Genomic DNA, 19,279 nt, shown 5'->3' on the forward strand with positions numbered 1-19,279 from the left:
CTATTTTCTATGAACCCAAACTGCTCCTGCAGAATGATCTTCTGCTTGCCCTACAACTTGGAATTTCAATCCAACGCTTTCCCTGGGACTGTCAGCCACTTAGTTACATAACCATCTACATTGTAACTTCCTCCAGATTGTTCTTCATAATATTGCTTAAATGTTTTTACTTTAGAACCATCAATTGAACTCCCCCCACTTATCGGCTAACGCCACTTGAAGTGAGGGATTCTAGAACCTCTTGCTCCGATGCTAACAGATTCTAGAACCTCCTCCGTTCAACAAGAGAAGTTCTCTATACCGTCAATCCGAAGTATCTATTGATGACCCATTTCTGCCCCTGTACAAGCAGACAGAAAAAGGAGCAGCAAGAGCCCCCATTCATTCCCTCCTTACCGCTGGACTCTGCCCTTCACGTGTTTGAAAAAGGGGTCTTCTGGGATAAAATGATAAAAAAATGGCTCAACATTTACGTTGAACCACTTTTTTATATTATTTCCCTTGTGTTTTTTCCCAGTCAGCTAAGAATTTTTCAATTCCTTGATCTGTTAATGGATGTTTCACTAATGAAGCGATAACATTTGCTGGAATTGTTGCGATATGTGCACCGTTTAACGCTGCGTCTGTTACGTGAACAGAGTGGCGTACAGATGCTGCAATGATTTCTGTTGGAATACCATGAATCGCGAAGATGTCAGCGATTTGACGAATTAAGTCCATTCCGTTATGACCGATATCATCTAAGCGACCTAAGAACGGAGATACGTACGTTGCACCAGCACGTGCTGCAAGTAATGCTTGTACTGCTGAGAATACTAATGTTACGTTTGTACGAATTCCTAAATCAGAGAACGCTTTTACTGCTTTTAAACCTTCTGTTGTCATTGGTACTTTTACAACAACGTTTGGTGCGATTTTCGCTAATTCTTTTCCTTCTTCAATCATTTTATCTGCTTCTAGGCTAATAACCTCTGCACTTACAGGTCCTTCTACAACACTGCAAATTTCACGAATACGCTCATGGAAATCTACGCCTTCTTTTGCAACAAGAGATGGGTTCGTTGTTACACCTGCTAATACGCCAAGGTCATTTGCCTCTTTAATTTCGTCAATGTTTGCTGTATCAATAAAAAATTTCATGTTTTTTTCTTCCTTTCTAAATGTAAGTATGTGTTTATCCCGCATTAACGGGCAGTAAGACCCCCGCTGAGGGAAGTTTCACTTTATTTTTTCTTAATACGGTCTAATTCAACCAAAATAATTTTTACTTTTTTCCTTTTCCACACTTACTACCGATGTAACTGCATTGGAATCCGTTGAAATGATACCGATTACATATTGCATTTTAAACGTGATTTTGTACATCGACTACTATTCATTTTATGGTAATATTCGCAAACGCTTCGAATATTCCGTAAAGACCATACAGGATTACTGTCATATACATTACAGAAATAACAAACCGATACCTAAAATGAGTAGTCAGACGTCTGTCCATAAAAACGAATATAAAACTCCTAAAAACATCATTTTCGATAAAAGGTACTACTTTTCCTTCCTCAATGATGAGACCGTTTACAATTCCGATGATAAGAACAGCAAAGAATGAATCCCTACCAGCAATAAGTGTACGTCATAATGCTAAAATAGAACGTACCGATAAGTCAATACCTCTACGTTAAAATTACGTTAAAAGTCATAATTTCAAATGCATTTGACAGTTCAATTATGTGTTAATTAAAACTTTACCATCCTACAATCATCTGTACTTCTCGTAATTTAGCTCTTGATGGCATACCACCTTGAGCCCCTAATTTTGTTACAGAAAGCCCGGCTGCAATGTTTGCAAAATGAATCGCTTTTTGCAATTTCTCTCCTTCTGCGATTGCAACTGCTAATGCACCGTTAAATGTATCTCCAGCTCCTGTCGTATCAACAACTTCAACAGAAATACTTGGTACATGAACGATTTCAGTGCCATTATGGAAGCGAACACCGTTTCCACCTTCCGTCATCAACAGTTTATTAGGATATTTTTCAAGAAGTGATTCAATTGGTGATGTAAAGTCATCTAGGACAATTCGACATTCATGCTCATTTGGTGTAATATACGTTGCCTTTTGCAGTACTTCCTCTGGCAACTTTTGCGCTGGTGCTGGATTTAAAATTACTGGAATTTGATGTTCTTCACAAATATTTAGTACATATTTTACTGTCTCAAGTGGAATTTCTAGCTGCAAAACAACCATATCCGCTTTCGTAAGAAGATCTGTTGCACGATTCACAATTTGTTCGCTTACCAAACGATTTGCACCTTGTACAACAATGATGCTATTATCTTCTTCAGCCAACACGATATGCGCAATGCCTGTTGTTTCACTTGTAACTGTTTCTACATATTCAATAAAAATATGCTCATTCTCTAAGTTATTTCGAACAAATTTTCCATAATTATCATTTCCAATTGCTCCAACCATTGCAACATTTGCGCCTAAACGCGCTGCAGCTACAGCTTGGTTTGCACCTTTTCCACCTGGAACAGTATGAAATGATTCCCCAATTACTGTTTCACCGGCTTTCGGGCGCTTTTTTGAGATTGCAACTAAATCTACGGAAATACTGCCAACTACCACAATATTCAGCAATTGCTTTCCCTCCTTACTGTACCGAATGCGATACGATCAATTGCTATAACCGGTACTTTAAAATTCATGTAATTACCGCCATTTTGCGGACTTTTTACAACAATAAAACCAGCGACATTATTGTTCATAAGCACATCGATATATTTCTTCTTTTTCTAAATTCCTATCAGAATCACATAGCACAACTGTATATCCTTTTTTATGAGCTACGTCCTCTACCGTCCAGGCTACCTGTAGAAAGAATGGATTTATGATGTTTGGACGATTTATCCAATTAGACGAGAATTTTCATTCGTATACATTCTTTTTCCTTTCCATCATATGTAACCGTTTACGCAAATAATATAACGTATTCATGAAAATCCGTCAATTGTTAGTAAATGACAAGATAACATCCAAAAACGCTCTCCCGCTAGTAAAAATTGCGATTATACATAAAAAGCATCGCCACTACTGGCGATGCTCTTTTTTATGATGAAACAGATACACTTGCATCTTTTTCTTCTTTCTCTTCTACTTCACTCTTTTGTTCTTCTGCTCCCTTTTTACGATCAGAAAGGTTAATTTTCTTCAAGAACAATGTAAATACAGCACCAACTAGAATAAATACTAATCCAGTTATAAATACATGATGAAGAGAATCTAATAATGATGTCTTTAATACAGGCACAATGCTATTTGCAATTGGTTCTGGGAGTTTCTTCATTGCTTCTGGACTAAATAACATTGAATATAGCCCTTGTGGATCTGTGTGAATCATATCTTTAAACTTCGTCACGATTTCACCTGCTTGTGGTGGGAACGTATTCAGTACAGGCACTAACTTATCTGTTAATACTGTACCGGATGTGTTATTCATAATGGAACCTAAAATCGTAATCCCAAATGTACCACCGATTTGACGGAAGAATTGACTTGATGAAGTTACAACTCCAAGATCTTTTTTTGGGAAGCTTTCTTGTAATGCTAATGTTAAAGTTGGCATTACAAGGCCCATTCCGAAACCAATAATCATCATATACGACGATGCAACGAGCTTACTTGTATGCATATCCATAGTCGTTAACATCCAAAATCCGCCAGCCATAACCAGCATCCCCGTAATAATTTGTGGTTTTACTCCAACTTTTAACACAAGCTGGCCGCCAATAATACTCGTGATGATCATCGTGATCATCATTGGCGTCATAATCGTTCCTGATTCAGCAGCACTTACACCGACAATACCTTGCATAAAGAATGGAACAAACATGATTGCTCCGAACATTCCAATACTCATAAAGAAACCAATTGCATTTAATATTGTAAATGTACGATTTTTAAAGAAATGGACAGGCAAAATTGGCTCTTTCGCTTTTTTCTCAACCATAACAAAGCTGATAAGACCAATAACCGCAAGTGCAAATAACCCAATGATTTGCCAAGAATCCCAAGCGTAATCTTTTCCCCCAAATGTTAATGCTAATAATAAGCTCACAACACCGACAATCATCGTGAAAATACCAGCGATGTCAATTTGAATTGGCCCTGTTTGTTTCTTCCCTTTTAAGCCCATTGCGATAAAGATTGTCGCTAAAATCCCAACTGGTAAGTTAATGTAGAACACCCATCTCCAGTTCATTGAATCAACAATCCAACCACCGATTTGCGGACCAATGACAGAAGCAAGACCATAAAGTGCTCCAAAAATCCCTTGCCATTTCGCGCGTTCTTTCCCTGTAAACATATCCCCAATGATAATCATAGCCATCGGCATCATAATACCGCCGCCAAGCCCTTGAATACCACGGAAAATAATTAATTCTGTCATACCATTTGCCATACCACAAAGCGCAGAACCAATCATGAAGACGATTAATCCTGTCATATATACAGTGCGGCGACCTAACAAGTCGGCTAATTTACCGGCGATTGGTACAACCGTTGTTGATGATAACATGTATGCTGTTGTTAACCATGTCATTAAACTTAATCCACCAAGTTCACCGACAATACGCGGCATTGCTGTACCAACGATTGTTCCGTCTAATGCAGCAAATAGCATCGCGATAACTAAACCAATTAACAACAACGTTCTATTTTGATTTGCTTGTTGTTCCATATAATCTCCTCAGCTCTCTTTATTTTGTCTCTTTCTTCTCTGATGATTGGCAAATAATTGCTTCTATTTTTTCAAATAATCGTAACAAGTCTTCTCTCTCTTGTACTTCTAATTCGGAAAAGTACTTGGCAATATGTTGATTACGAGCAATCATTGCCTCTTCTAGAACAGCTTTCCCCTTTGTCGTTAACTCAATTACAACCACGCGGCGATCATTTTCATCATGATAACGCAAAACCAACTCGTGATCGATTAAACGATCAATCATTACTGTAATTGCACTCGGTTTCACATACATTTTCTTCGCCAATGTTGTTGCTCTTGATGCACCGTAATGATCTAAAATTTTTAAAATATAAAATTGCGGTGGTGTTAATCCAGATGACTGTAATTTCCCTAATAACTCCGTTTGCAATTTCTTGCTAATAGAAAATGCAAGAGCTTGAATTTTATCTATATGTGTCATGTCATTTTGCATATTCTTTACCCCTTATTTAAACAATAAAATATTTAACGTCTTTAAATATTAAACTTCGAAACTAATAATGTCAATCATTTTATTTCTTACAAACTTTCGTAATTTTTTCAATAAAAAATTACATAAAAACCCCTTTCTGTTTAGGGAGGCGAGATCATCTGGCCGTGCATAGAAACGGTCAGGACCTTTTCCTATCACATGCCATGTTTTAACAAACAAATAGGAGAGCATGTTGTATTTTGTATAGCAGCGACTCAAATGTCGAAAAATTAACATGCATTTATACAGATGAAATGCTAGGATGATTTTTCCATAACAAAAAAACTACCCTTACTATGTATATAAAACATAGCAAGGGTAGTCTTTACTTGTTTATGAAATCAATTCAATTGTTTCAATAATTTCGATGCTATCCTTCACAGATTGGACAATTGTACAATTTTTCATCGCAAGCTTTAATGCCTTTTCTAACTGTTCTTGCGTGATTCCTTCTGCCTTTATTTTATAGTGTATGTGAACACTCTCCACTGGTTTTGACAATGTCTCACTTCTTTTTATTTCCGTTTCCATTGTAAATTCATGATACGCAATACGTTTTTTTTCTAAAATCGTTCGAAATACAATCGCGCTGCACCCTGCAATTGAAGCAATAAGAAGTTCTAATGGTGTATACCCATTCTCTTTCCCGATTTGCAATTCACCATATGGAACCTTCGTTATAATTTCATCGCGCTTGACTATTAGTTGCATATGTATTCTCCATTTCTACCTTTTGCTGACGCTTTTTATTTATATAATAATATATGTAGCAAAAAATAATAAATGGAATACCGCAGTATAATGCCATGCGCTGTTCTGGGATGAAAGCTAAACTAATTACAACAATACTGTTTAAAACAAGCGCTGCAATTGGAACAATTGGATATAATGGTGTCTTATATTTTAAATCTTCTAACTTGCCGCCGCTCTTTACATATTGTTGTCTAAAGCGAATTTGTGAAAATGCGATAATAATCCAACTCGCCACTGCAGATAATCCTGCAATAGATAGTAAATACATGTATACAGTACTTTCTGCGAATACGCTTGTTAATAATGATAAAGCTGAAATAATCATCGTTACAACTAATGCAGTAATCGGCACACCTCTTTTATTCACCTTCTTAAAGGAAGTCGGTGCCATTCCCTCATTTGCTAGCGACCATAAAATACGTGTTGCTGCATATAATCCAGAGTTTGCTACCGATAATAGAGCAGTAATAATAACAAAGTTCATAATGTCCGCTGCATATGGAATACCAATTTTATCAAAAACAACAACAAACGGACTTTCAATCACTCCTGCTTCTTTCCAAGAAATTAATCCTACTAAAATTGTGATTGTTAAAATAAAGAACAACATAATTCTCCATACCGTATTACGAATCGCACGTGGAATTGTTTTTTCCGGTTCCTTACTTTCACCTGCTGCAATCCCGATTAACTCTGTTCCTTGGAAAGAGAAGTTTACGGTGATCATTGTGAGCAATACCGCTCCTACGCCGTTTGGAAATAGTCCTCCATCATGTACAAAATTAGAAAAAAGCGGCGCTGCTTCTTTTCCATCGTATGGTAAGAAACCAAGCAATGCACTTCCTCCAAGAACAATAAATGCAAGAATCGTAATTACTTTAATGCTTGAAAACCAAAATTCTAGTTCTGCATAGCTTTTTGCTGATACTGCATTTGAAATGAATAAAAGTCCTCCGAATACAAGGCACCATACCCAAACATTTACATCCGGAAACCATCTCTTCATCATTAAACCAATTGACGTTAACTCTAAACCAACTGTTACAGCCCACCCTAGCCAATACAGCCAGCCAATCATAAATCCTGTTCCAGGTCCGATAAATTTCGTCGCATATTTTTGAAACGATCCCGAAACGGGCATGGCAACTGTTAGTTCACCAAGGCAAAGCATCGTTAAATACATAATCAAACCACCGACTAAGTACGAGAGGATTGCTCCTCCTGGTCCTGCTTGATTAATTGTATATCCTGATCCGAGAAAGAAACCTGTTCCGATTACTCCTCCAAGTGCAATCATAAATAAATGTCTACTCTTCATTGTACGATGTAATTGCTCATTCGTTGTTTGATTCATCTTCTTCCTCCCCTTGCATACCCCTTTGAATTTTAAAATTTTCTGATAATAAAAAATATACAATAAAGCGTTTACAATTTCTATATAAAATTAAAATTTTTCTAAAAAAATAACTCTTGCATAAAATACAATGCAAGAGTTATCCCGCTATTCGCGGGCAGTAAGACCCCCACCTCAAGGTTGAGAGAAAAGCATTGTCCAGCTCTAGCGGCTAGAATCTCCGGTCGTTTCGCCCCCTCGGACGAGGCAAAAAGCACCTCTCTGTCGGGTGCTCCAACGTCCTGCGATTCTGAGCGAGCCGCTTCCGCTTTTCTTAAGAAGATAGGTGGGGATAACTGCCCGTAAATGCCCGATTGGTGAGGGCTTTCCATCAGTGGGGATAAAGCGCCCTACTGATGGAAGTTTCACTTTATCTGCTCTCTAATCGTCTTGAAAAAAGAGACAAACTATAATTTACAATGAAATACATACAAGCAACGAGAAGAAAGATTGGAATCATATAGTTTACATTTTGACCATTTATAATTTGAGCATTATGCATTAATTCTGGCAATGAAATGACGACTGCCAACGATGTATCTTTTAAAAGAGATATAAACTGACTGACAAGCGGCGGCACCATACGTCGCAGCGCTTGCGGCAGAATAATGTGCTGCAGCGTTTGAACATACGATAAGCCTGACGCACGCGCTGCTTCAATTTGCCCTTTCTCAATTGAAGATAAACCGCTGCGAACAATTTCTGATATCATCGCTGCTTCAAATATTGTTAAAGCCACAATAGCCGCCGTTGTAATTTCTAATTTCAATCCAGCTTCTGGGAGCGCAAAATACGTAAAGAAAATAATTAATAACAACGGTAAATTACGAATAATCTCAACAATAAACGCAAGTACCACTGATACAACCGGTATTTTCACATATCGCAGCGTACCGATAATGCTGCCAATGATAAAGCTAAGGAAGATTGCGATAAGAGCGATTTCTAACGTAACAAGTAGTCCTTTTAATAAAAAAATAATATGATCTCCTGTATAAGCACCTCGAAAATCCATTTACACAGCTCCTTTCGCCAAGTGTTTCTCTAAGTAGCGAACACCTACGCTAAGCGGAACTGTTAAAAGTAAATAAAACATCCCAACAAAAATATATACATCAAATGTGACAAATGTTCGTGTAGAAATTAAGTCACCTTGATACATTAAATCCGCCCCTGCGATAATACCTAGTATAGAAGAGTTCTTCACTAAATTTAGAAATTGATTACCTAGCGGCGGAATCACAATTTTTATCGCTTGCGGCAAAATGACATAATACATCGCTTGTACATACGTTAAGCCAGAAGAACGCGCTGCTTCCATCTGCCCTTTCGGAACTGATAAAATCCCCGCCCGAATCGCCTCTGTAATAAAGGCCGCTGTATATATCGTAAGAGCAGTTGTTCCAGCAACAAAGCCGCTTAATGTAACGCCAATTACCGGAAAAGCAAAATAAAAAGCAAATGCAATAAGAACTAAAGGAATATTCCGAATAAACTCTACATATGTTGCGCCAATCCAATTTAAAACGCGAATTGGCGCAATTCGCATCACTGCGATGATAATGCCAAGAATAAAACTACCAATTAACGCAATCAAACTAGACAGCAGCGTATATTTGAATCCCTCTAAATACAACTCTATATTATTTGAGAGAATCGAAAAATCGGGCACAAACACTCCCCCCTCTTTCTTCATAAGAGGAGGATGAGAATTTCTCATCCTCTCCTGTATTTTTACTCAGGCTTTTTCCCAATCCACTTTTCATACAATTTATTGTATTCACCGTTTGTTTGCATCTCTTTTAATAAATCATTAATTACTTTCGTAAGCTCTGTTTCTCCTTTTCTCACCGCAATGCCATATGGTTCGTCAGTGAATTTTTTTCCAACCACTTCATAGTTTGCGTCTTGCTTTTCCATACCATATAAAATGGCATTATCTGTTGTTAAAACATCGCCTTGTCCTGCCTTCAATGCCGTAAACGCTTCGCTATAGTTTTCAAATTCAAGCACAGTCGCTTCTGGCGCTTTGGCACGAATATTGTTCGTAGAAGTAGAACCTTTTACAGCCAACACTTTTACTCCCTTTTTCACGTCAGCTATATCTTTAATTCCACTTCCTTTTTTTACAAGTAAAGATTGTCCAGCTTTAAAGTACACATCCGAGAAATCAACTTCTTTTTTGCGTTCCTCAGTAATTGTCATTGTCGCAATAATTGCGTCAATATCGCCGTTTTTCAGCATCGGGATGCGCGTTTTAGAAGTAACTTCTTTTAATTCTAATTTGTTTTCATCGCCTAATATTTTTTTCGCAAGTGCTTTTGCAACATCGATGTCAAATCCTTCTACCTTTCCTGTTGCCGGGTTCTTTAATCCAAATAGATTCGTATCATACTTCACACCGACAACTAATTTTCCGCGTTTCTTAATTTGATCAATAACAGTTTCTTTCTCATTTTTTACAGCTTCTTTTTCTTTCTTATTTCCACAACCAGTTACAATAAGTACAAATAAACATGCAAAGACGATAAGCGTAAACCACTTTTTCATGTTAATCATCAAATTCCTCCTTTAACGATTCAGCACACGACTTAAAAATAGCCTTGCCCGTTCTTGCTTTGGGTTTACAAAAAAATCAGCGGGAGATGCCTCTTCCACAATTTCACCCTTGTCCATAAATAAAATGCGATCCGCTACCTCGCGGGCAAATCCCATTTCATGTGTAACAACAACCATCGTCATGCCTTCTTTTGCTAATGTTTTCATCACGTCAAGTACCTCACCAATCATTTCAGGGTCAAGCGCTGAAGTCGGTTCATCAAACAGCATAATCTCCGGCTTCATTGCTAGCCCCCTTGCAATCGCAACGCGCTGTTGCTGTCCGCCTGATAGTTGATGTGGATAGGCATTTGCTTTTTCCGTAATCCCTACTTTCTCCAAATAAAACATGGCAATTTTTTCTGCTTCTTCTTTTGGCTTTTTGAGTACTTTTATCGGAGCAAATGTAATATTTTGAAGCACCGTTTTATGAGGATATAAATAGAAATGTTGAAATACCATGCCGATGCTTCGTCTTAATTGATTTATATCTTTCTTCCCCTCATGTATGTTTACACCATTTACAACCAATTCACCATTCGTGATCATCTCTAATTGATTCATGCAGCGCAGCAACGTGCTTTTCCCTGACCCCGATGGCCCAACGACTACAACGACTTCTCCTTTTTCAATTTGTAAATTAATATTTTTTAAAACTTGAAAGCTACCGTAATATTTGTTGACATCGCGAAAGACAATCAATTTACTCCCCTCCTTTACAACTTGAAAAAGCCTATACAGTTTTTTATATTCGAAAGTATCTAAAAAAATAACTAGTAATCTTTTAGACAAAAAAAGAAGCAAAGAAATTGCTTTCTTTGCTTCTTTCCCCTCTTTTAGGAAACCTCTTCTTGTTTATCTTTTTTATATTCATGCTCCCAAAAATCAGCATTTTTAATCCCGAGTTCTTGAGGATCAAATACAGGATCTTTTCCTTCTTTCTTCTGCTTCTCATAGTCTTTTAGTGCTAACAGTGCTGGTTTTTGTAAGAATAGAATCGCAATAATATTTACCCATGCCATAATACCAACACCAATATCTCCAAGGGCCCATGCTGTCGCTGCCGTTTTCACACATCCATAAAATACGACTGCTAAGAAGATAAACTTCAATATTAATATCATCCAAGGGCGGTCTTTATCACGATTTAAATAGGCAATATTTGTTTCTGCAATGTAGTAGTATGCCATAATCGTTGTAAATGCGAAGAAGAAGAGAGAAATGGCAACGAAACCGCTTCCAAATCCAGGGAACACAGATTCAACAGCAGCTTGTGTATACCCAGGGCCTGGTTCTGCACCATTCAAGTTATTCACAAGAAACCCTTTTCCGCTTACATCAAATACGTTATACATCCCCGTAATAATCATCATAAACGCCGTTGCAGAACATACGAATAATGTATCAATGTAAACAGAAAATGCTTGTACAAGTCCTTGTTTGACCGGGTGAGATACTTCCGCGGCAGCTGCTGCATGAGGTCCTGTTCCTTGACCGGCTTCATTTGAATAAATACCGCGTTTTACACCCCAAGAGATTGCTAAACCAATAATTCCTCCAAATGCAGCATCTAACGCAAATGCACTTTTTATAATAAGCATAAAAGCATCTGGCAATTTATCAATGTTCATCCCAACAATTAAACAAGCTACAAGAATATACCCAATTGCCATAAACGGTACAACAACTTGTGCTACATTTACAATACGCTTTACACCACCAAAAATAATAAGACCTAATACAACAACTAATATCGCTCCCGATACAGACGTATTAATGCCAAAAGCTGTTTCCAAGCTCACTGCAATACTGTTTGCCTGTACACCAGGAAGCAACATTCCCGTCGCAAGAATTGTCGCCATCACGAAAATAATCGCATACCATTTAATCCCTAGTCCCTTTTCAATATAATACGCCGGACCACCACGAAATTGTCCTTTATACTTAGTCTTATAAATTTGTGCAAGTGTTGATTCGACATAAGCAGAACCAGCTCCTAAAAAGGCTACAAGCCACATCCAAAAGACCGCTCCTGGCCCCCCGAAGGCAATTGCTGTCGCCACTCCAGCAATATTTCCTGTTCCAACTCGCCCTGATAAAGAAAGTGCTAACGCTTGGAACGAAGAAACACCAGCTTCTGACTTTTCCCCTTGAAATGTAAGCTTTACCATTTCACCTACATATCGAACTTGCAAAAATTTCGTTCGAACTGAAAAATATAAACCTACTCCTAAACATAAGTAAACAAGTGCAGGACTCCATACAATCCCATTTAACCAATTAACGAAAGTTTCCACGGATCCTCCTCCTTTTTATTAAGAATTTTCAGAATATATAAAAATTATAAGATATACACCTTGTGAAATACAATATTATTTTGAGAAAATAAACATGTTTTTGTATAAAAACACAGAGGTGATTTTGGATTAAAAAAGAGTACTATTATATGTACTCAAATTCGTTTCGTTTTTCGTCATATAAGCGGCTGTAAATGCTCTCTCCTTTTGTAAACCTTGCATGTGGCCCTGACCGCTTCTATGCATGGCCAGATGCTCTCGTTCACCTAAAAGGAAAGGGGTTTTTCGGCTTTGTGTTTATATAGTAAAAAAACTGACCTAAACCACCATAACAGTGTTTTAGGTCAGTTCTCACTTTCCTTACCATTCAACAATCGCTTTTCTCGCAACAATTCTCTTATAAATAGCATCTGCTAATGTTTGAAAATACGCCGGCATTTCTTTACCGTTAAACTTCTTCATAATCGTTCCATATAAAGCAACATCTCGAAGGCGCATGAAAAGTGGTATCGTATCATACGCGGAATCATCGAGGATATGTTCTGACTCATATCCTTTTCTCAATACTTGCAGCTGGTGGCGTGCAAAAATCGCCTTTTCTTCTTCTGACCCCTCTTTTCGTAAAACAGAATAATATAAAATCATCGCAAGATCATGCGCAAAATAATTGTACGTGGCATCATCAAAATCAAAAATGGTTAACTCTCCATTTTCATAGTGAAAATTCCCATGATGAATATCTCCGTGAATCAATCCAAATGTTCGATTTGTCACAGGTATTTTTTTTATTTCAGCTACAACTTCATACCCAATTTCCTGCAATTCCTTATCTTCCTGTAACATATCAATAACAGTAATTTCATCGTCCATCCACGTAACGCGATTGTCCGTCTTTGGATAATTCATCGTAAGTCGATGTAACTGGCCAATTGCTTTCCCCCACGCGTAAAAAAGCGTATCATTCCAAACATCAGAATCTTCATCTTTCACACTCTCTCCGTTTGCATAATCAAAAAGTGAAATGTAAAAAGATGTTCCATCAGTTGCCTGTAAACTTTCTACAAATAGAGCGTTTTTGGAGCGATGCGGCGCCGCTACCTTTGCACCGTGTTTCCCAAGATATGCTAGAAAATCTAATTCGGCCTCAATTTGCTTATATGTACGGTGAGATGAATGTGTCAAACGTAAAACATATGGTGTACAATCTTCTCCCTCGGCACGAAAAATATAATTTTCAAAGTCTCCTAATGGTTCTTCCTTAACTGTTACCCCGAAGCATTTTGCTGCTTCTTGTAACAGTTCTTTTGTAAACACTTTTTCAACTGCTAATTCCATATGACCACTCCTCTCTTCTCTACATAATTCGTCATAAACTTTAAAATCACTGCTGAGAATTGAAAAAAGGAGTAGAACATTCTACGCCTTTTCCATTCCAATAATAAGGAATTTATATCGATAACAGCATTACCATCTCTCTTCCAACATGAGCGTATAAATACCCATGCTCATAACAAACAGTGCAACCCCTAACGTAATAATCCATAACGGAATTTTCAGTTTTTTCACTTTAAAATAAGCTCCGTACCCTTTATATTTAACAGAGCGATATACACTAATTCCCCCTACGCAAATCATGAAAATGCTTAAAATATGTACGACATATGGCAAGCTCCCACCCCTAAAAAAAACCTCACTATAAGATTATCACATCTCTCTTCTATTTACAGTAATTTCTAAATAAGATTTATCATGAAAATAGCAAATGAACTAACCCCCACTTAAATTCTAACGAATTTTGAAGTGAGGGCTAATAATTAGTGGGGATGAAGCTCCCCTCCACTGATTAAAATTTCGCTTTATGATGTTCCATCTGATACTCTTTTCGGGTTAATAAAACGAGAGAAAGTCCTCCCATTAACAACATCACAATTAATGAAATGACCCCAATCCAATGGAAATGCTCCCAAAAGTAACCACTAAATGAACCAACAAAGCTTGAACCTAGATAATAGAATAATAAATACAATGCAGCAGCCTGTGCTTTATTTACGTCTGCATATTTTTCAATCGATGCACTAGCAATAGAATGACTTCCAAAGAAACCAAATGTAAAAATGGATAAACCAACAATTTTTACAACAAGGTTTGGAATGAGTGTCACTAATGCTCCTATCATCATAATCGTAATCGAAACCATAAGTGTAAATGTTCTACCATGTTGATCTGCTTGTTTCCCCATAAATACAGAGCTAAACGTTCCTATCACATATACAATAAATAAAAATCCAATGAGCGTTTGACTTAATGAATATGGCGGTTCCTGTAATAGAAATCCAATATAATTGTACAGTGTGACAAAGCTACCCATAAGTGTAAACCCAAGTAATATGGTTGCCACTAATTGTTTGTTTTTAAAATGTATTGTATACGCATTCCACATGGAGCGGACATGAACTGCTTTTTTCTTAGAGTTCATTGGAGTAGGTAATGTACGCCAAAATAGAATACTACAGATGACCGTAAGAATCCCAAGTAACCCTAATGCAACTCTCCATGACGAAAGATCCGTTGCAATGCCAATAAAAATACGCCCAGTCATCCCTCCTATCCCATTACCACAAATATAGAGCCCCATAACCTTTCCTAATCCACTTGGCTCAAATTCTTCTCCAATATAAGTCATTGCAATAGAAGGTAAGCCTGCTATACATATCCCAAGTAATCCTCTTAACAAAACAAGCGTGATAAAATTAGGACTAAATGCTGTCAGCATCCCAATCATAGAGGTAAGAAACATGGATAATATCATAATACGTTTTCGACCAATTACGTCTGAAATTGATGCTGCAATCAGCATCATAATTGCCATTATACCTGTTGTAATAGATAATGTTATACTTGCTGCTGCTGCGGAAACATGAAACTCTTTTGCTAATATAGGCAATAATGGCTGCGTTGCATACAGCGTAGCAAATGTAACAAATCCGCCAAGAAACAATGCTATGCTAGCATTTGTATATGTCTTTGTTCCTTTTTGGATATAAGTCATTGCAATCTCCTCTTTTCCTATCAAAACTACACTCTTTATGCTACGCTTCCTTTATCTATGTGTCTAATTTATAATTTGCATCATATCGATAACAAAAACGTATAACAAGGAGAAGACGATATGGAATGGCATCAAATTGAGAATTTTATTGCCGTCGCGAAATATAACCATTTTACAAAAGCAGCGAAAGAACAATTAGTGTCTCAGCCTGCTCTTAGCCGTTCGATCTTAAAATTAGAAGAAGAGCTTGGTGTACCATTATTTATACGAGAAGGAAAAACAATCTCCTTAACTAAGTATGGAGAAATGTTTTTAAGAAGAGCGAAACAAGCACAAAGTGCATTACATACTGGTATCGCGGAAATACAGGAAAAAGTTTCTCCTGATAGAGGAGAAATTTCAATTGCGTTTTTGCACACTTTAGGCACTCGTCCAATTCCAGAGATTGTTGCTAATTACAAAAAGATTTATCCAAAAGTGACATTTCAAATGTATCAGGGAGCTAATATTAACCTTTTACAAAAAGTAAAAGATGGAGTAGCAGACATATGCTTGTCTTCTCCACCAATTCCACATGAACAAATTGAATGGGAAACATTAAGAATAGAACCTTTATATTTGACAGTTTCAAAAGCACATCCACTTGCAAAGCAAAGTAGTGTGTCATTTCAAGAACTAGGAAATGAAGAATTTATCTGTTTTAAAGATGGTTATGGCCTTCGTTATATATTTGATCAAATGTGTGAATCTCTTCAAGTTCACCCTAAAATTACATTTACGGGAGAAGAAATTACAACAATCTCTGGATTAGTATCCGCTGGACTTGGTATAGCCATCTTACCGAAAGTCAAGGAGTTTAACCAATCTCAACTACATTTTCTAGAAATTACTGACTATCCTTGTGAACGAACCATTGCCTTAGCTACAGCGCATAATCATTATTTATCTCCTGCCGCAAAAACGTTTAAGGAATTTATTATAAGACATTTCCAAGAATACACTCCTTAAAAGTTTATGATTTTAAAGTGCGCTTTTTAAGACAGGTTTCGTAAACGTAAAGTAACTCCAAAATATACAATAAAAGTTGATTTTGGAGTTATTTTTTGTTTACTTCTCTCCATGTTCATCAAGAAATATTACAAACGCTCAGTAACAACCTTAATATTCCTTGTCAAAAAAGAAAGAAATACAAAAACATACTTTCATCAATATGAATATTTAATTACCAAAATGAATTTTTATAAAAAATATCTTTTTTCTCTTTCCTTTCTAAAAGACATGTAGTATACTTACTTCAAAATCAGAGGAGAAAGGGAGCAAAGAACTATGCTTACTAATACAACTGTAGTTACATTTGCACAAAAACATCATCATCATACGTAAACCCTTGAAACCTAGCGGAAAAATTTACGCGTAGGTACAAGGGTTATTCCCGTTGTACCTACGTTAGGCAAAGAGCCATGTAGGTATTTTTTATCTACATGGCTCTTTTTTATTTCCAAAAAACACTAGGTACAAAAAATTATAAAACAAAAAAACTATCATCAAAAGGAGTTAGACAATCATGGAAACAAAAAAATGGGGTTTATGGATTTTAACAGCATTCGTTGTTGGAAATATGGTTGGTGGCGGCGTGTTTATGCTTCCGGCAAATTTAGCACAAGTATCTGGACCAATGGGATCTACACTTGCATGGACAATTACCGGGCTAGGTGTATTTATGATTGCACTCGTGTTTGGAAACTTAGCAATGCGAAAACCAAATTTAAAAGCAGGTCCGCAAAGTTATGCCGAGGCAATGTTCACTTCACCAAAAGCTGGTAAAGTTGCTGGTTATAGCATGGCGTGGGGATACTGGGCGGCAAACTGGGCGGCAACAGCTTCTGTCATTATTTCATTTGCAGGATATTTATCTACATTTTTCCCAGTTCTGCAAAGTAAACAAGTTTTGTTCACGACAAATGGTTTCTCATTAGAACTAGGAAAAGCCTTAACATTTGCTGTATGTAGTGTGATGCTATGGGGCATTCAATATATTCTTTCGCAAAATATTGATCGTGCTGGTAATATGAATTTACTTGCAACTGTTGCTAAAATTATTGGCTTTACGATGTTTATTATCATTACATTATTCATTTTTAATGCAGCGAATTTCGGCGATGGGCAAACGTTTATGGATGAGGCTGGAAAATCTATTCCATTAGGCGGACAAATCAATGCTGCTGCTATCGCAACACTTTGGGCGTTTATTGGTATTGAATCAGCTGTTATGCTTTCAAACCGTGCAAAGTCACAGAGCGATGTAAAAAAGGCAACGATTTTCGGATTAGTAATTGCTCTTCTTATTTATGTAGCCATTACATTGTTAACAATGGGTGCTCTTCCACAAGAGGCGCTAAAAGGATCACAAAAACCATTAGTTGATGCATTAAACATGGCGATCGGTAATAAAGGTGCATACATTATGGCCTTTCTAGCACTTGTTTCTCTATTCGGTTCTACAGTAGGCTGGATCGTTGTAAGTGCAGAAGTTCCATATCAAGCAGCAAAAAGCGGACTATTCCCTGCATTCTTTGGAAGAACAAATAAAAAAGGAAGTCCGAAAAACTCATTGTTATTAACAAATATCATGACACAAATATTCTTATTCTCTACCATTTCTGGGTCAGTATCAGAAGCGTATAACTTTGCAATTGTTGTCGCTACGCTTGCTTATTTAATTCCATATCTTGTTTCAACAATGTATCAATTAAAACTCGTTATTACTGGTGAAACATATAACAACATGCAAGGCTCTCGCAAATTAGACGGAGTCATCACAGTACTTGCTCTTCTTTATTCCATTTGGGTTATTAAAACAGGAACAGCTGATATGAAAACTTTCTTACTAGGAATCGGATTATTTGTAATTGGACTCGTTCTTTATCCATTCATTATGAAAAATACAATTGAAAATAAACCAGATACACTTGATACAAAAGTCAGTTAAATTGAAAAACACTAGCTCATTCAGGAGCTAGTGTTTTTTCAGCTACGTATTCAACTATTGTTTCCCTTTTAACATACGATATGCTGCAAATCCAGCGATTCCAAATCCAGCAATTGCAGAGAATTGCCATAATGTTGGTCCATTATCAATATAGATCCAGCCATCTCTGTCTGGAACCCAATCGATTGTATTTTTCGCTGGGCAAACTTGTCCACTTACGTTTGATTTTAATGCAAAGCGAATTTCCCTTTGCTTATCTAACCCAAATTCTTTTAAGGGGACTCGGAATTCTATTTGCTTCTTATTACTACTCACGGAAAGAGTTTGTTCTTGAAAACTTCCCGCTGTCACTTTTACAGCATATTGGTTTCCTTTTCCAACATTACCTACCCATACAATTGGATAGCGATACTTCATCATTTGACATTTCCCATTAATTTCTACATATTCCCACTTCTCTTGTCCACCTTGCGCGGCATCTGGAAACACAACATGAAATGTCCAGCTATCTTTATGATGTCCTGCTGCTTGTCTCTCTACATATAAATATAAATATTCACCGTCAGAATAATATTTAACACCCGTAATATCTTCATGATTCATTCCATTTGGTACATCACCTTTTATATCGGAAATATACGGCATATTAGTCCAATCAGAAAAATTTCCGTCAATTGTAATAGGAGGTTGCTTAGTGGCTGCGAATACTTGTAGTTTAGCGATATATAATACACTTACAATTACTAAAAATGACACAAGTAGTTTTCTATATTTCATGGTAAATCTCCTCCATAAAGTGAAACTTTAATCAGTGGGGGGGTCTTCATCCCCCACTGATTATTAGTTGAACCAATCGGGCTTTTACGGACAGTTTATCTCCCGCCTAACTTCTTTGCTTTCGCTGAATTTTGAGGTGGGAGTATTACTGTCCGTTAAT

17 protein-coding genes and 2 pseudogenes are annotated in these 19,279 nt (G+C 37.0%); 2 read left to right on the top strand and 17 right to left on the bottom strand.

The window, feature by feature from the left end:
* Positions 1–68: 68 nt before the first annotated feature.
* The 16 genes and pseudogenes from Q9306_RS14670 to Q9306_RS14745 form a co-directional block, all read right to left on the bottom strand.
* Positions 69–182: pseudogene (locus Q9306_RS14670) on the bottom strand (immune inhibitor A domain-containing protein); the annotation flags it as partial.
* 310 nt (positions 183–492) lie between these two features.
* The gene (fsa, locus tag Q9306_RS14675; RefSeq protein WP_306199670.1) at positions 493–1,140 is read right to left on the bottom strand and encodes a fructose-6-phosphate aldolase; all 648 of its coding nucleotides are present in this window, start codon (positions 1,138–1,140) and stop codon (positions 493–495) included.
* 605 nt (positions 1,141–1,745) lie between these two features.
* Positions 1,746–2,645: a ribokinase gene (gene rbsK / locus Q9306_RS14680; RefSeq protein WP_306199672.1), complete on the bottom strand. Its 900-nt coding sequence runs from the start codon at positions 2,643–2,645 to the stop codon at positions 1,746–1,748.
* A 29-nt stretch (positions 2,646–2,674) separates the two neighbouring features.
* Positions 2,675–2,938 (bottom strand): annotated as a pseudogene (locus Q9306_RS14685) (transcriptional regulator); the annotation flags it as partial.
* 176 nt (positions 2,939–3,114) lie between these two features.
* Positions 3,115–4,746, bottom strand: coding sequence for an MDR family MFS transporter (locus Q9306_RS14690; RefSeq protein ID WP_306199674.1), 1,632 nt, complete (start codon positions 4,744–4,746; stop codon positions 3,115–3,117).
* Positions 4,747–4,765: 19 nt separating this feature from the next.
* On the bottom strand, positions 4,766–5,224 hold the full coding sequence (locus Q9306_RS14695) for a MarR family winged helix-turn-helix transcriptional regulator (protein WP_306199676.1): 459 nt from the start codon (positions 5,222–5,224) through the stop codon (positions 4,766–4,768).
* A gap of 372 nt (positions 5,225–5,596) precedes the next feature.
* Positions 5,597–5,974 carry an OsmC family protein gene (locus Q9306_RS14700; protein ID WP_306199678.1) on the bottom strand — a complete coding sequence of 126 codons (378 nt, stop codon included), beginning with the start codon at positions 5,972–5,974 and terminating at the stop codon, positions 5,597–5,599.
* Entirely contained in the window at positions 5,949–7,370 is a 1,422-nt protein-coding gene (locus tag Q9306_RS14705; RefSeq protein ID WP_306199680.1) for an amino acid permease, read from the bottom strand. Before Q9306_RS14705 ends, Q9306_RS14700 begins: the two co-directional genes overlap by 26 nt.
* A 409-nt stretch (positions 7,371–7,779) precedes the next feature.
* Positions 7,780–8,424 carry an amino acid ABC transporter permease gene (locus Q9306_RS14710; RefSeq protein ID WP_306199682.1) on the bottom strand — a complete coding sequence of 215 codons (645 nt, stop codon included), beginning with the start codon at positions 8,422–8,424 and terminating at the stop codon, positions 7,780–7,782.
* Positions 8,425–9,081 carry an amino acid ABC transporter permease gene (locus Q9306_RS14715; RefSeq protein ID WP_306199684.1) on the bottom strand — a complete coding sequence of 219 codons (657 nt, stop codon included), beginning with the start codon at positions 9,079–9,081 and terminating at the stop codon, positions 8,425–8,427.
* 62 nt (positions 9,082–9,143) lie between these two features.
* The gene (locus Q9306_RS14720; RefSeq protein ID WP_306199686.1) at positions 9,144–9,968 is read right to left on the bottom strand and encodes a glutamate ABC transporter substrate-binding protein; all 825 of its coding nucleotides are present in this window, start codon (positions 9,966–9,968) and stop codon (positions 9,144–9,146) included.
* A gap of 12 nt (positions 9,969–9,980) precedes the next feature.
* Complete coding sequence (locus tag Q9306_RS14725) at positions 9,981–10,709, bottom strand: amino acid ABC transporter ATP-binding protein (protein WP_306199689.1); 729 nt, start codon at positions 10,707–10,709, stop codon at positions 9,981–9,983.
* 134 nt (positions 10,710–10,843) lie between these two features.
* Positions 10,844–12,304 carry an alanine/glycine:cation symporter family protein gene (locus Q9306_RS14730; RefSeq protein WP_306199691.1) on the bottom strand — a complete coding sequence of 487 codons (1,461 nt, stop codon included), beginning with the start codon at positions 12,302–12,304 and terminating at the stop codon, positions 10,844–10,846.
* 360 nt (positions 12,305–12,664) lie between these two features.
* The gene (locus Q9306_RS14735; RefSeq protein WP_306199693.1) at positions 12,665–13,639 is read right to left on the bottom strand and encodes a phosphotransferase enzyme family protein; all 975 of its coding nucleotides are present in this window, start codon (positions 13,637–13,639) and stop codon (positions 12,665–12,667) included.
* A gap of 129 nt (positions 13,640–13,768) precedes the next feature.
* Positions 13,769–13,972, bottom strand: a complete 204-nt coding sequence (locus Q9306_RS14740; protein WP_306199695.1) for a hypothetical protein — start codon at positions 13,970–13,972, stop codon at positions 13,769–13,771.
* A 175-nt stretch (positions 13,973–14,147) separates the two neighbouring features.
* The gene (locus Q9306_RS14745) at positions 14,148–15,353 is read right to left on the bottom strand and encodes an MFS transporter (protein ID WP_306199697.1); all 1,206 of its coding nucleotides are present in this window, start codon (positions 15,351–15,353) and stop codon (positions 14,148–14,150) included.
* Positions 15,354–15,473: 120 nt separating this feature from the next.
* Here Q9306_RS14745 and Q9306_RS14750 point away from each other — a divergent pair, with 120 nt between their 5' ends.
* Positions 15,474–16,361: a LysR family transcriptional regulator gene (locus Q9306_RS14750; RefSeq protein ID WP_306199699.1), complete on the top strand. Its 888-nt coding sequence runs from the start codon at positions 15,474–15,476 to the stop codon at positions 16,359–16,361.
* A 556-nt stretch (positions 16,362–16,917) separates the two neighbouring features.
* On the top strand, positions 16,918–18,342 hold the full coding sequence (locus tag Q9306_RS14755; protein ID WP_306199701.1) for an amino acid permease: 1,425 nt from the start codon (positions 16,918–16,920) through the stop codon (positions 18,340–18,342).
* 54 nt (positions 18,343–18,396) lie between these two features.
* Here the strand turns inward: Q9306_RS14755 and Q9306_RS14760 are convergent, their stop codons facing one another.
* A complete protein-coding gene (locus Q9306_RS14760) occupies positions 18,397–19,119 on the bottom strand; it encodes a Firmicu-CTERM sorting domain-containing protein (RefSeq protein ID WP_306199702.1) in 723 nt (240 codons plus the stop codon).
* Between the last annotated feature and the right edge of the window lie 160 nt (positions 19,120–19,279).

It is taken from the genome of Bacillus multifaciens, from assembly GCF_030756675.1.
Classification (GTDB): Bacteria; Bacillota; Bacilli; order Bacillales; family Bacillaceae_G; genus Bacillus_A; species Bacillus_A multifaciens.